This is a genomic window from Caulobacter sp. GW821-FHT09H08 (genome assembly GCF_059415885.1).
On record NZ_JBWKOC010000003.1, the window covers coordinates 171,688 to 183,562 of the forward strand.

Annotated in this window: 14 protein-coding genes; 6 read left to right on the forward strand and 8 right to left on the reverse strand. The window is 68.1% G+C overall.

Annotated features, from left to right (window positions below; genetic code table 11):
- Nucleotides 1–2: 2 nt before the first annotated feature.
- From AC07NN_RS10575 to AC07NN_RS10585, 3 genes are all read right to left on the reverse strand, one after another.
- Nucleotides 3–2,237, reverse strand: coding sequence for a PAS domain-containing protein (locus AC07NN_RS10575; RefSeq protein WP_494640448.1), 2,235 nt, complete (start codon nucleotides 2,235–2,237; stop codon nucleotides 3–5).
- 184 nt (nucleotides 2,238–2,421) lie between these two features.
- The gene (locus AC07NN_RS10580) at nucleotides 2,422–3,867 is read right to left on the reverse strand and encodes a DEAD/DEAH box helicase (protein WP_494640450.1); all 1,446 of its coding nucleotides are present in this window, start codon (nucleotides 3,865–3,867) and stop codon (nucleotides 2,422–2,424) included.
- 448 nt (nucleotides 3,868–4,315) lie between these two features.
- The gene (locus tag AC07NN_RS10585) at nucleotides 4,316–4,759 is read right to left on the reverse strand and encodes a nuclear transport factor 2 family protein (protein WP_494640452.1); all 444 of its coding nucleotides are present in this window, start codon (nucleotides 4,757–4,759) and stop codon (nucleotides 4,316–4,318) included.
- 111 nt (nucleotides 4,760–4,870) lie between these two features.
- Here AC07NN_RS10585 and mutT point away from each other — a divergent pair, with 111 nt between their 5' ends.
- Nucleotides 4,871–5,275, forward strand: coding sequence for an 8-oxo-dGTP diphosphatase MutT (gene mutT / locus AC07NN_RS10590; RefSeq protein ID WP_494640454.1), 405 nt, complete (start codon nucleotides 4,871–4,873; stop codon nucleotides 5,273–5,275).
- Complete coding sequence (locus AC07NN_RS10595) at nucleotides 5,254–5,427, forward strand: Flp family type IVb pilin (protein WP_494640456.1); 174 nt, start codon at nucleotides 5,254–5,256, stop codon at nucleotides 5,425–5,427. The genes mutT and AC07NN_RS10595 overlap by 22 nt, the downstream gene beginning before the upstream one ends.
- Before the next feature lie 36 nt (nucleotides 5,428–5,463).
- Here AC07NN_RS10595 and AC07NN_RS10600 read toward each other — a convergent pair whose 3' ends face one another.
- Entirely contained in the window at nucleotides 5,464–6,378 is a 915-nt protein-coding gene (locus AC07NN_RS10600; protein ID WP_494640458.1) for a methyltransferase domain-containing protein, read from the reverse strand.
- On the opposite strand from AC07NN_RS10600, the gene AC07NN_RS10605 reads away from it, so the two are divergent.
- Genes AC07NN_RS10605 through AC07NN_RS10620 form a run of 4 tightly spaced genes read left to right on the forward strand, consistent with a single transcriptional unit; the run spans nucleotide 6,377 to nucleotide 8,738 of the window.
- Nucleotides 6,377–7,159 (forward strand): ComF family protein, encoded by a 783-nt coding sequence (locus AC07NN_RS10605; protein ID WP_494640460.1) that lies wholly within the window; start codon nucleotides 6,377–6,379, stop codon nucleotides 7,157–7,159. The two genes, AC07NN_RS10600 and AC07NN_RS10605, sit on opposite strands and share 2 nt — an antisense overlap.
- A 25-nt stretch (nucleotides 7,160–7,184) precedes the next feature.
- Entirely contained in the window at nucleotides 7,185–7,439 is a 255-nt protein-coding gene (grxC, locus tag AC07NN_RS10610) for a glutaredoxin 3 (protein WP_494640462.1), read from the forward strand.
- On the forward strand, nucleotides 7,436–8,269 hold the full coding sequence (locus AC07NN_RS10615; protein WP_494640464.1) for a carbon-nitrogen hydrolase family protein: 834 nt from the start codon (nucleotides 7,436–7,438) through the stop codon (nucleotides 8,267–8,269). The genes grxC and AC07NN_RS10615 overlap by 4 nt, the downstream gene beginning before the upstream one ends.
- A 19-nt stretch (nucleotides 8,270–8,288) precedes the next feature.
- Entirely contained in the window at nucleotides 8,289–8,738 is a 450-nt protein-coding gene (locus tag AC07NN_RS10620; RefSeq protein WP_494640466.1) for a DUF1178 family protein, read from the forward strand.
- 16 nt (nucleotides 8,739–8,754) lie between these two features.
- Here the strand turns inward: AC07NN_RS10620 and AC07NN_RS10625 are convergent, their stop codons facing one another.
- From AC07NN_RS10625 to ubiG, 4 genes are all read right to left on the reverse strand, one after another.
- Nucleotides 8,755–9,228, reverse strand: a complete 474-nt coding sequence (locus tag AC07NN_RS10625) for a GatB/YqeY domain-containing protein (RefSeq protein ID WP_494640468.1) — start codon at nucleotides 9,226–9,228, stop codon at nucleotides 8,755–8,757.
- Nucleotides 9,229–9,405: 177 nt separating this feature from the next.
- Complete coding sequence (locus tag AC07NN_RS10630) at nucleotides 9,406–9,705, reverse strand: glycine zipper 2TM domain-containing protein (RefSeq protein ID WP_494640469.1); 300 nt, start codon at nucleotides 9,703–9,705, stop codon at nucleotides 9,406–9,408.
- A gap of 117 nt (nucleotides 9,706–9,822) precedes the next feature.
- Entirely contained in the window at nucleotides 9,823–10,827 is a 1,005-nt protein-coding gene (locus AC07NN_RS10635) for a YMGG-like glycine zipper-containing protein (RefSeq protein WP_494640470.1), read from the reverse strand.
- A gap of 128 nt (nucleotides 10,828–10,955) precedes the next feature.
- A complete protein-coding gene (gene ubiG / locus AC07NN_RS10640) occupies nucleotides 10,956–11,714 on the reverse strand; it encodes a bifunctional 2-polyprenyl-6-hydroxyphenol methylase/3-demethylubiquinol 3-O-methyltransferase UbiG (RefSeq protein WP_494640471.1) in 759 nt (252 codons plus the stop codon).
- Between the last annotated feature and the right edge of the window lie 161 nt (nucleotides 11,715–11,875).

An 11,875-nucleotide genomic window follows, 5' to 3' on the forward strand; every position in this document is an offset into this window, starting at 1 on the left:
CGTCAGGCGTCCAGCAGGGCGCGGATCCGGCAGACCACGCCGTCGGGCTGGAAGTCGATCGCCGCCGAGCCCGAGAGTTCCGCCGCCAGGCCGCGCTCGATCAGGCGCGAGCCGAAGCCGCGACCGGTCGGGACCGTCACGGGCGGACCGCCGCGCTCGGTCCAGGTCAGGTCCAGGCGCGCCGCGCCGGGATCGGGCGCCAGGTCCCAGACGATGCGGATGCGGCCCTCGGGCGTCGACAGGGCGCCGTACTTGACCGCGTTGGTCGCCAGCTCGTGCATGGCCATCGACAGCGACAGCGCCGTCTTGGGCGACAGGCGGATCGCCGGGCCGCTGAGCTCGAACCGCGCCGATCCGCCGTGCAGCGACGCGACCCGGGCGGTGACGTCGTGCAGGTCCGCCCCCTCCCAGTTTTCGCGGGTCAAGAGGTCGTGGGCCTCGGCCAGGGCGACGATGCGGTTGGAGAAGGCCTCCTGGGCCTGGTCCAGCGAATGCTGGCCGTTGAAGCTCTGAGCGGCGATGGCCTGGATCGTGGCCAGGCTGTTCTTGACCCGGTGGTTCAGCTCGTTGACCAGCAGCCGCAGGTGCAGCTCGGCGCGCTTGCGGTCGGTGACATTGACCACGGCGCCGACGAAGCGGTGGGCCTTGCCGTCGTCGCCGAAGAACACCTTGCCCTTCACGTTCACCCAGCGCTCGACATGGTCGTCGCGGCCGATGACCCGGAACTCGGTGGAGTATTCGGCGCGGATGGCCGGGTCCTGGGCCTGGCGCATGGCGTCGTTGACGCGCACGGCGTCGCTGGGATGGACGCAGGCGCGGAACAGGCCGGCGTCGACCGCCTCTCCCGGGGCCACGCCGAACATCTGGTAGCAGCGGTCCGACCAGATCAGCTCGCCGGTGTCGATATTGAGGTCCCAGGTGCCGACGTCGGCGGCGTCGACGGCCAGGCGCAGGGTCTCTTCCTGGCGCAGCAGATGCTCGACCGCCTCGCGCCGTTCGGTCACGTCGGAGACCACGCCGACGAAGCGCGTGCAGCGCTCGCCCTCGAAGAAGGCCCGGCCGAACGTCTCGACCCAGCGCAGGGCGCCGTCGGTGGCCCGGCGGACCCGATACTCCATGTTGATCGTGGCCGAACCGCTGGGATCGGTGGCGGCGGCGACGGCGGTCTTCACCTTCTCGCGGTCGTCGGGATGCAGCAGTTCGAGGAAGGCTTCGGTGTCCGGCGGCGTGTCGGTGGTCACGCCGAAGATCGCGCTGGCCCGGGCGTCCCAATAGCGCAGACCGGCGTCGGGATTGTGGTCCCAGCGGCCCATGCCGGCGGCCTGCGCGGCGATGTCGAGGTCGGCGCGGGCCGCGGCCAGCTCGGCCTCGACCTGCTTGCGCTCGGTGATGTCGACGATCACGCCGGTGTTGCGCGAGGGCTGGCCGTCGTCGGCCAGATAGGCCTGGCCGCGAGTGTAGACCCAGCGCACGGAGCCGTCTGACTGGACCAGTCGGTATTCGTGAGAGAACTGGCCGCCCGCCGTCGCCGCCTGCAGCGCGATCTCACGGACGCGGTCGCTGTCGTCAGGATGGACGGCGGGGGTGAAGCTCTGGGCGGGCAGGCCGGCCTCGGCCAGGTCTGGATCGACGCCGTGGAGTTCGGCGTAGCGGGCGTCGGCATAGACCTTGTTGGCCTTGATGTCCCACTCCCAGGCGCCGACCACGCCGGCCACCGCGCGCGCCATCTCGTAGCGCTCCTTGGTGGTGCGCAGGTCGCGGACGGCGCGGACGTTCTCGGTGATCTCGACCACGGTGATCAGCACGCCGCCGACGCCATTGGCGGCGTTGACGTCGGGCACGGGGCTGTAGCTGACCGTGAAGTAGCCAACTTCCTGCACGCCGCTTCGGGTGACCTTCAGGGGCAGCTTGTCGAAGGAGAAGCCGCCGCTCGCGCCCGACAGGATGTCCTCGTGCACCCGGCGCAACGAGGCCTGGAGCTCGGCGGAAGCGTTCTTGAAGCTCATGCCCAGCGCGTCGGGATGCCGGTCGTGCAGGGCGGGGGCGTAGGCGTCGTTGTAGATCAGGATCAGCTCTGGACCCCACCGCACCGCCATCGGGAAGTTGGTGGCCAGGATCATGTCCACGACCATTCGCAGGCTGGGTGACCACGCGTCCCGCGCGCCTAGAGGGGTGCTGGACCAGTCAAACGTGCGGACATGGCCGGCCATCTCGCCGCCGGCGATTCTGGTAATCACAGGCGCGGCTCGAGCCTTGCCCTCGCCCATTCCTTCGGTCCCCCTACCGGTCAGACGACCGGACCTAAGTTATGGTGAACCCATAGCGAAGGCGGAGACAAGCGTCACCGTAACGAAACGCCGCACAAAGCGGCGCCGGAGACCCTTTCGGGCCTCCGGATACAACCATTTGTTTTATTTGAGATTAGTCGATGGGGGACCAGCGCTTCTCGGCCGGGGCGGCCGGACGCTTGGGACCACGGAACTCGTTTTGGGCGGAGCCGGACTTCTGGCCCGGCTTGCCGGGACCGCGACCCTGGCCCTGACCGCGACCTTGAGCCTTCTGTCCGCCCTCGGAGCGCCCGCCGCCGCCATTGCCGCCGTTGGCGCCATTGCGGTTGCGGGGGCGCTTGCGGCGCAGTTCCGACGGCACGTCGTTGCGCGGGTCGGCGCGGCGCGGATCGACGTACTTCTCGGCCGGGACCAGCTTGTCGGCGACGGCCGCGGCGGCCGCCAGCTGCTTGTCGTTGCGGCGGTCGAAGGTCGGGATCGTCTGGCGGGTAGCCTTCTGGATGTCCTTCAGCAGGCTGCGTTCGTCATCGGCGCAGAAGCTGATGGCGATGCCGTCCTTGCCCTTGCGGGCGGTGCGGCCGATCCGGTGGACATAGGCCTCCGGCACGTTGGGCAGCTCGTAGTTGATGACGTGGCTGACGTCGTTGACGTCGATGCCGCGCGCGGCGATGTCGGTGGCCACCAGGGCCCGCATCTCACCGGCCTTGAAGGCGGCGAGGGCGCGCTCGCGCTGGCCTTGCGTCTTGTCGCCGTGGATCGAGGCGGCCTCGATGCCGGCGGCGTTCAGGTACTTGGCCACGCGGTCGGCGCCACGCTTGGTGCGCGTGAAGACGATGGTGCGCGAGAAGCTGTTGTCGGCGAACAGTTCGGCCAGCAGCGGACGCTTGCGCTGAGCCTCGATGAACAGGACGCGCTGGTCGATACGCTCGACCGTGGTGGCCTGCGGGGCGACCGAGACCTGCACCGGATCCTTCAGCAGCTCGCCGGCCAGCTTGCCGATCTCGCTGGGCATGGTGGCCGAGAAGAACAGGTTCTGGCGGTTCTTGGTCAGCTGGCTGGCGATCTTGCGGATCGGCACCACGAAGCCCAGGTCCAGCATCTGGTCGGCTTCGTCGAGGACGAAGATTTCCGTGCTCGAGACGTTGGCCGACTTCTCGGCCATGTGGTCCATCAGGCGGCCGGGGGTGGCGACCAGGACGTCGATGCCGCCGGCCAGGGCCTTCATCTGCGGGCCGTACTTCACGCCGCCGTAGATGGTGTGGACCGACAGGCCCATGTGGACGGCGTAGGCCTTGAAGTTCTCGGCGATCTGGGTGGCCAGTTCGCGGGTCGGCGACAGGACCAGGCAGCGGAAGCCGCGGCGCGGGGCCGGCTTACGGTCTTCGGCCAGGCGCTGCAGGATCGGCAGAGCGAAGGCGGCGGTCTTGCCGGTGCCCGTCTGGGCGATGCCCAGCAGGTCCTTGCCCTGCAGGATCACCGGAATGGCCTGGGCCTGGATCGGCGTCGGTTCCTTGTAGCCCTTTTCAGCAAGCGCCTTCAGCAGCGGCTTGGCCAGGCCAAGGTCAGAAAATTGAGTCACGAGTGTTTGTCTTAATCATGCGCCGAATGCAGCCGATGCGTCCTCGCACGGCTGGCCCCTCGGCTAGTCGGTCGGGGGAGCGCCCCGCGTGCACGGGCTCTCTAATGAGAAGCTCTTCAGGGCGCTCGACAGGCTGGTCCAAGGAGGACCCTCACGCGGCTGGAGCACCGATAGCGCCGATGGGGCGCGGGGCTCATATCTTATGTTGCGGTGCAAAAGTCAAGGAACAGCGTGACGCGGGGGCTTTTTGCATCTCTCCTCCCCCTCGGGGGAGGGGGACCAGCGAACGCTGGTGGAGGGGCCCTGTGAGATGGACCCACACTCTGTGGCTGGCGGATTTCGCGCGAGTTCTGAGCCCGACTAGCGGAGGCTGAACCGTTCGGTTGGCCCCTCGACCGCCGTTCGGCGGTCCCCCTCCCCCAGAGGGGGAGGAGAGATGCCTGGGTCCCTAAGGTTTCGCCTTGGGCGCCACGTCGAAGATCTTGTGCACGATCTTCCAGCCCTCGGGGGTCTTCAACAGCTGCATGTAGTCGGTCAGCACGGCGTTGGGATAGTCGAGCACGATCTTGGCGCTGGCGGCCGTGCCGGTGATCGAGATCGACTCGATCCAGCGCTTGCGCTGAGCCTCGTCCGGGGCGGGCTTGCCGTTGGCGCCGGCGATGTACTCGTCGTCGGAGCGCTGCATCAGGGCGTTGTCGCGGATCCACATCAGGCGGCTGTCGTCGTGGAAGGCCTGGCGGAATTCCTTGGGATCGCCGGTGGCGTGACCGGCCAGGTAGTGCTCGAGCGCGGCGCGGACGGCGGGCTCCTCGGGATTGCTGGCTTGGGCGAAGGCCGGCGCGGCGGCGACCAGGATCGCGCCAGCGGCCAGTGTGGCGAGCGTCTTGTGCATGGTGTCCCTCCCAGGTGGTTTTGAGGAGGTTACAGGCGTAATTGCGGCGGACGTGCGGCGACGCGTTGGGCGGCCCTTGCCATCGGCTCTATGCCACGCCAAACCGGCCTCATGACCAAGCCCATCGTCCTTGTCGCCGCCGCCGCCCTCATCGATGTCGACGGCCGGGTGCTGATCTGCCAGCGGCCGCAGGGCAAGCAACTGGCGGGCCTATGGGAGTTTCCGGGCGGCAAGGTAGAGCTTGGCGAGACTCCCGAAGAATGTCTGATCCGTGAACTGCAAGAAGAGCTCGGCATCAAGGTCGCGGAAGCCTGCCTCGCGCCGTTCGTTTTCGCGTCCCACAGTTACGAGTCTTTTCATCTCCTGATGCCACTCTACTTATTGCGTCGGTGGGAAGGCCAAGTGACGCGTAAGGAGCACGAGGCGCTGGCATGGGTAAAACCGGACAAGCTCACGGACTATCCGATGCCGCCGGCCGACGAGCCGCTGGTGGCGTGGCTGCGCGACGTCCTCTGAAAAGCTTCTGGACCGACCAGTCGGGCGCCACGGCTGTCGAAGTCGGCGTGCTCGTGGTGCTGATCAGCATCACCCTGATCGGCGCCCTGACGGTGCTGGGCGACGGCATCAAGACCGCCTTCAACAAGACCTCGACCGCCATCGGCAGCTAGACTGCGCCTTTCCTTCTCCGTTTGCGGGAGAGGGATTTACGGCGTGGGTTTATCCCCCGCCGACTCCTCCGTCGTCCCCAACGCATCCGCCAGGCGCATCTTGGCCGAGCCCGGACGCAGCGGCTTCTGCTGGCTGTCGTGCGGAGCCCAGCCGGTGACCGAGACGATCTCGAAGGTCGCCGGCACCTTGCCGTCGGGCTCGGCGAAGCGCTCGACATAGAGCTCCATCGCCCGGAACAGCACCTTGCGGCTCAGCGGCTTGCGCGAGCGGTCCAGCAGCACGCTGGTCTCGCCCATGCGGCGCAGGTCGTGCAGCAGCTTGATCGGATGGCTGTAGCGCACCTTCACCCGATCGACGTCGGCGACGGGCAGGGCGAAGCCTGCCCGCTGCAGCAGGCCCGCCGCGTCGATGGCGTCCGCGAACGGCGAGACCCGCATGGAGGCGCCGTCTGAAACCTCCGCCTCAGCGGCCAGCAGGCATTGACGCAGTTCGGTCAAGGTCGCTCCGCCGAAGATCGCGCCCAGGAACAGGCCGTCGGGCCGCAGGGCGCGGCGGATCTGGATCAGCGCGCCGACCAGGTCGTTGGTCCAGTGCAGGGACAGGGTCGAGACCACGAGATCCAGGGTCGCGTCGCCGAACGGCAGGCGCTCTTCGTCGGCGACCACGCGAGGGGTGTCACGGCCCTGAAGCATCCGCCCCGAGAGGTCGGCCTCGATCACCGTGTCGATGTTCTGGCGCGCGTCGCTCTCGCTCAAGGCTTTGAAAAAATGGCCGTTTCTCGCTCCGAGGTCGACGGCGACCGGAAAGCGACGCAGGATTGTCTCCAGCCGCATGACCACGTCCTGGGCCGTCCGGGCCTTCAGGAAGTCGGCTGAGGCGAAGTCAGGCGCGGCGCGGTTGAGGCGGGCGCGGTGCAGGTTGCGGTCGAAGAGCAGGGGCGAGGCGGTCATGCGCGCGGAACATGGCGATTTCGGACCGACATGGAAAGCCGGACCGCACCTGATGGCGTTCGGGCGGGGCTTGCTGGACCTCCTGCTGCCGCCGTCCAGCCTGGATGGCGAGGCCGCCCTGAGCCGGGGGCTGTCGGCCTCGGCCTTCGCCAGGGTGACCTTCCTGGACGATCCGGTCTGCGACGGCTGTGGCCTGGCCATGGCCTATGCCGAGGCGGCGATCGAGCGCTGCCCGACCTGCCAGGCCAAGCCGCGCGCCTTCGCCCGGGCGAGGGCGGCCTGCGTCTATGACGAACACTCGCGGGATCTGGTCCTGAAGCTGAAGCACGCCGACCAGCCGGAGCTGGCGGGCCTGTTCGCGCGCTGGCTGTCGCGGGCGGCGGGCGAGCTGCTGGAAGAAGCCGACGCCGTCGTCCCCGTTCCGATCCACCGAACCCGGATGTTCAGCCGCCGCTACAACCAGGCCGCCGAGATCGCCCGGCCGCTGGCCCGGTCGGCGGGCCTGATCTACCTGCCCGACGCCCTGATCCGGAAGCGCGACACCGCCAGCCAGGGCGGCAAGTCCGCCGTCGGCCGCAAGCGCAACGTCGCGGCGGCCTTTGTCGTCCCGGACGCGAGGCGCAAGCAGGTCGTCGGGCGGCGGATCGTTCTCGTTGATGACGTGTTGACCACGGGAGCTACCGCCGAAGGCTGCGCGCGGGCTCTGCTGGCGGCGGGAGCGGCGTCCGTGACGCTATCTGTCGTTGCCCGCGTTACAGAAATGCAGGCGCGTCCTATATGAGGACGTACCGCTATCGAGTCAGAGCATGGCCCACGTCACCATCTACACCCGCCCCTTCTGCGGCTACTGCGCCCGCGCCGTCGCCCTGCTGAACGACAAGGGCGCCGATTTCACCGAGGTGGAAGCCGGCATGGACCCCAATCTGCGCCAGGAGATGATGCAGCGTTCGGGCCGCACGACCTTCCCGCAGATCTTCGTCGGCGAGCAGCACATTGGCGGCTGCGACGACATGATGGCCCTCGAGCGCGAGGGCAAGCTGGACCAGATGCTGGCCGCATGAGCTTGCGGGTCGGTCTCGTCCAGACGCGCACGCCCGCGACCCACGCGGCGGCGCTGGAGCATGTCGCGCCATTGGTCCGCGAGGCCATCGCCGGCGGCGCCCAGTTCGTCTTGACGCCGGAATGCACCAACGTCGTGCAGAAGGACCGGACCAAGCTGCTGCCGTCCCTGACGTCGCTGGAGAACGATCCGGTGGTCCAGGGCCTGCGGGAGATCGCCGCCGAGACAGGGACCTGGATCGACATCGGCTCGGCCCTGGTGCTGCGCGAGGGCGCGGACGACGGCGCCAAGGCCGCCAACCGCCAGGTCGTGATCGACCCGACCGGCGCGGTGGTCGCCACCTACGACAAGCTGCATATGTTCGATGTCGATCTGCCGACTGGCGAGACGGCGCGTGAGTCTTCCGCGTACGAGCCGGGCGACCGGGCGGTGGTGGTCGAGACGCCCTTGGCCAGCTTCGGCCTGTCGATCTGCTACGACATGCGCTTCCCGGCCCTGCATCGGGCCCTGGCCTTGGCCGGCGCGACGGTGCTGACGGTTCCGGCCGCCTTCACGCGCCCGACCGGCGAGGCGCACTGGGACATCCTGCTGCGCGCCCGCGCCATCGAGACCGGCTCGTTCGTCATCGCGGCGGCGCAAGGCGGCGTTCACGAGGACGGGCGCGGCACCTGGGGCCGCTCGATCGTCGTCGGACCCTGGGGCGAGGTGATCGCCAAGCTTGACCACGATGAGCCCGGCGTGCTGTTGGCCGACCTCGACCTGCCCGCCGCCCTCGCGGCGCGGGCGGCGATCCCGGCCCTCAAGAACGCCCGGCCTTTCGTCGGCCCCTGAAAGCGCGCACCTTAGTTCCATGATCAAGTACGCGCTTCAGTGCGACGCGGCCCACGAATTCGAGGGCTGGTTCGGCTCGTCGGCGGACTATGACGACCAGGCTGGTCGCGGCCTCGTCGAGTGCCCCCTCTGCGGCTCGCGCGGGGTCACCAAACAGATCATGGCCCCCGCCGTCGCCGGCACGAAGGCCCAGCGCGCGGCGCCGTCAAATGGGGCTTTTGGGGGCGATCCCAAGATGCGCGAGATGATGATGACGGCCATGGGCGAGGTCCGCCGGCACGTCGAGGACAATTTCGACTATGTCGGCGACGCCTTCGCCAAGGAGGCCCGCGCCATCCACGAGGGCAAGTCCGAGGAGCGCGGCATCTACGGCCAGGCCTCCCCGACCGAGGTGAAAGCCCTGGTCGAGGATGGGGTTAAGGTCGCGCCGCTGCCGCCAGCGGCGCCGAAGAAGACGGACGTGAACTGAGGCGGGCGGCCTCTATCTACCCCTTGGCCAACGCGCTGGCCGTCTTGCCGTCATACTGACCACCGAAGCTGGTCTTCAGGTAGGCCATGATCGCCCCGACATTGGCGCCGGGGTTCTTGGCCCGGAAGTCGTCGATGGCTTCGCGCAGTTCCGATTCCGTCATCTGCTTTGGGCCATACGAGGACAGGATCGCCAGTTCGGTTTCGGCCGCCTTGGTCCGCTCGTCCACCTTCGACGCATCGCCGCCGGCTTCGACCAGGCGCGCGCGTTCGGTCGCGAGGTTATCCAGCGTCAGCTTGGTGTTCTTCAAGAACTTCGCGACCGTCGCGACGACCTTTTCGTCGGTGACTTCCGTCACGCCGCGCTTGAATTCCTCGGTCGTGATCTGCGTCGCTTCGCCGATCAAGGTGGTGAGCACGTCGGCCTTCAGGCGGTCGCTCTGCTTGCGCGCTGTGAGTTGGTCAGCCTTGAGCTCGTCCAGCAAAGCCATGTCGTCGCCCTTTCAGGTCACTCTATTCGATAGTGCTGTAGCGGATGGTGACCCGGTGTCCAACGTCAACATCCTGGAAGCACGCGAGGTCGGCTTCCGACGCGCAACCTTTCGCCCACGAGAAAGGGCGCCGGACCTGCATCCGGCGCCCCTTTGGCTCCTACGAAACGCTAGGCGTTAGCGATAGCGGTACTCGTAGTGGCACTTCTTCTTGTTCTTGCCGATCTCGTGACCGGCCACGGCCCCGACCGCGCCGCCCAGCAGGGCGCCTTCGGTCTTGTTGCCGCGAGCCGCGACGGTGTTGCCCAGCAGGGCGCCGCCGAGGCCGCCGATGATGGCGCCGTTCTTGGCCTTGGACTTGTTACAGACCAGGACCCGTTCGCGACGCTGTTGGGCGTCGGCGGCGGTGACGGCCACGCTGCTGACGGTGAAACCGACGACAGTGGCCAGGACGATGGCTTTCAGGCGGGCGCGCATGGCGAGCTCTCCGATACTTTCTTGTTATGATCCCTCGGGTCGTAAACGCCCAAGCTGACGGCCGGTTGCCGTAAAAGTCGGCCAGTCGACCATCAGACTTGGGTCTTACGTTCGAAATCAGCCGTCGATGCGATAGCGGCCGTCGGCGTCGGGGCAGACGCGGACATAGCGCTGCTCGACGCGGCCGTTGTACTCGGCCGGGGCGGGGGCCAGGCGGCAGCGTTCGCTGGCTTCGGCGTAGCGGCCGTCGCTGTAGCGATAGGGCTGGGTCTGGTCATAGCTGTAGTAGTTGCCGCGCGTGTCGCATTTGGCCGAGGCGTTGCCCACGGCCGCGCCGACGCCGGCGCCGACCAGGGCGCCCAGCACCGTGCCTTCCGGACGGGCGTTGCGGGCGGCCACGTTCGAGCCGAGGGCTGCGCCCGCAAGCGCGCCGATCACCCCGCCGACCGTGGCGTTGCGCTTGGCGTCCTGGCGGCAGTTGCTGGTGGCGACATTGGCGCTGGTGTCGATGCTGTAGGCGCCGGCATAGGGCGCCGAATAGCGGCTGGCCTCGCCGGGATAGCGACGGTCGTAGCTGCCGACGCCGCGACGACGGTCATACTCGTCACGCGCGGACAGATAGCGGCTGCGGTCGCGTTCCCACTGGTCGCGATTGGCGTCGTAGCCGCTGACATAGCTGGCGCCGCTCACGCGGAAGCGGTCGGCCTCGGACGGGTGGCGGCGGTCATAGGCGCCGTCGCCGTTGCGGCGGTCATAGTCGTAGCGGGCGCGCTCGTACGTGGCGCGGGCCCGTTCGAAATCGGCCTGCTCGGCATAGTAGGCGGCGCTGTCGCGGTATTGGGCGACCCGATAGCGCTCGGCATAGCTGGGATTGCGGCGGTCATAGGCGCCGCGACCGTAGCGACGGTCGTAGTCGTCCCGGGTGCGGACATAGTTGGCCCGGTCGCGCTCGTAGGCTTCCTGGCGCGACTGATACTCGCTCACCCGCTCATAGTAGTTGGAGCGCTGGTTGTCGTAGTTGCGCAGGCTCTGCTGGTAGGCCGAGTCCTGGGCGAAGGCGGGAGCGACCGCGCCGCACGCCATCGTGGCGGCCAGCACGGCGGCCATGGTCTTGGAAGTCATGTGGTGTCTCCGTTCCCTCTAGAACGGATCGACGGCCGACCCCCGACAGTTGGGTCGCCAATCCGGGTGCAAGTCCCTGCGGAGACGAAAAGCCTCGGCAGGGGCGAAGTTCCCGAATCTGCGCCGTTTCAACCCTTGGTGACGGTCATCATGTAGTTGATGTCGACGTCGTCGGACCGGCTCCAGCGGCCGGTCAGCGGGTTGTAGGCCACGCCGAACGGCCCCTGCATCTCGACGGGCTCGCCGGCCAGGAAGGCGCGCAGCTCCTCGGGCTTGAGGAACTGGTTCCAGTCGTGCGTGCCGGGCGGCACCCAGCGCAGGATGTATTCGGCGCCGATCTTGGCCAGGGCCAGGGCCTTCAGCGTGCGGTTCAGGGTGGCGACGATCATCAGGCCGCCGGGCTTCAGCAGCTTGGAGCAGGTGCGCAGGAATTCGCCGGGATCGGCGACGTGCTCGATGACCTCCATGGTCAGCACCACGTCGAACGGGCCCGCGCCTTCGGCCAGCAGTTGCTCGGCGGTGGCGGGCCGGTAGCCGATCGAGAGCCCTTGCTCTGCCGCGTGGGTGGCGGCGGTCTTGATGTTCTTCTCGGAGGCGTCGACGGCCGTGACCGTGAAGCCCAGGCGCGCCATCGGCTCGCTCAGCAGGCCGCCGCCGCAACCGATGTCCAGCAGGGTGAGGCCCTCGAAGGGCGCGCGGGCGGCGGCGTCGCGGCCGAAGCGCACCAGGGCCTGCTCGCGAATGAAGGCCAGGCGGCAGGGATTGAACACGTGCAGCGGCGCGAACTTGCCGCGCGGATCCCACCACTCGGCGGCGATGGCCGAGAACCGGGCCACGTCGGCCGGGTCGATACTCCAGGAGGGCGTTGCGGAAGCGGCTTCACTCATGTGGTCTGTCTACCACGCGGAGTTTTTCGCGCCACGACCGGAGAAAAAAGACACATCCGCGACATTGCCGTTGCGCTTTCCGGCCGCTAGAAGGCCCGAGCTTGCGCGAGGGGGAGCGATCCGGCCGCGCGGGCGCAAGAAATAACCAAGTGTCGAGGTAC